Annotated in this window: 2 protein-coding genes; both read left to right on the plus strand. The window is 41.5% G+C overall.

The features are described from left to right. Nucleotides 1-219, plus strand: a 219-nt coding sequence (locus ACE1CM_RS17705; RefSeq protein ID WP_374878876.1) for a hypothetical protein, incomplete at its 5' end; no start/stop codon positions are given. Between the two features lie 14 nt (nt 220-233). After that, nucleotides 234-1,300: transposase (locus tag ACE1CM_RS17710; protein ID WP_374878878.1), on the plus strand; the 1,067-nt coding region annotated here is incomplete at its 3' end.

Consider the following 1,300-nt stretch of genomic DNA (forward strand, 5'->3'; position numbering starts at 1 on the left):
TACTCACATCTTGCACCTGTCAGGATAAACTCTGAATATCCAAAAAAAAGTGTAAAAAGGCAACAGCAGCTAAAAGAGCAGTATGCTGACTTTAAAGTGATTAATTCAACAAGTTTATCAGTATTATTACTTAAGCTGAAAAGTCCAAGCTGCTCTCAAATAGAATTAATTTGCTTTCTAGTGAAAAATATGAGAGAAAAGGGCGTGAAAAGATTTTGAGAACAGCAAGAACAATGGAAACCATTCTTGCCCACGCCCAAAGTTTAGTGTACACCCTACTGCTGCTGATGCCATCCCGCTATCAACAGGAAAACCTTGAAACTATGCTGGGGTTGTTCTTGGAGGCACAGGGGCATCCTTTACCACAACACAGTCAAACCAAATCTGCCAGCGCTTTAAGCCGATTTCTCAACCTTAACTCTTGGCCAACCAGAAAACTAATTCGTACAATTCGCCAACATATACTCAAACAAATCTTGGCAGAGTCTCTCAGAGTTCGAAGGCCATTTCTACAGGTAATTATTGACTTGACAACATTAGAAAAACGCGGAAAATTTCAGCCATTTGAGCATTTAATCAAGGTCTATAACGGCAAACGGGGCTTACATTTGGTAGTTCTCTATTTAGTCGTAGGGCGCTGGCGCATCCCCTGGAGTTTTCTAGTATGGAGAGGTAAAAATCATCCATCTCCTGCCCAATTGGGTTTGAAATTAGTCAAACGGTTGCCCAAAGCACTAACTAAACGTTTTCGGGTAATGATTCTAGTTGATACTGCCTTTGGTAGCGTGGAATTTCTGCACGGAGTACGTCGCTTCAAGTTCCACGTTATTGCCGGAGTCCGTTGCGACCGACAATTAGTTGATGGCCGACGCTTAAGACAATTATGTAAAAGAGGGCAGCAAGTTTATTTAACAGGTTTGAAATTTCCTGTCTCCATATCATGGTACTACTTAAAGCGTGATAATGGTCAACTAGAAAAACGATTTGTTCTCTCCACTAAACAATTAAAAGCTAGCACCATTACCTGGTGGGGTAGACGCAGATGGCAGATTGAGGGTTGGTTTAAAACTGCTAAACATCGCTTTGGCCTACACCGTTTTGGTCAGGGAACGCTATTAGGTGTCTATCGCTGGTTAGTACTTTCGCTGCTTGCTTATATGAAGGCGCATTGGGCTTATTTATCCACTAATTCTACTAATTTACCTGATTGGGGACAAGCGGCTAACACAGCGCTCGAAGTTATCTTGCCGAAAATCCTTTTGTTTCTTTTTTTACTTGACTTGGAACGGATGATTCCTTT

It is taken from the genome of Microseira sp. BLCC-F43, from assembly GCF_041929235.1.
GTDB lineage: Bacteria > Cyanobacteriota > Cyanobacteriia > Cyanobacteriales > Aerosakkonemataceae > Microseira.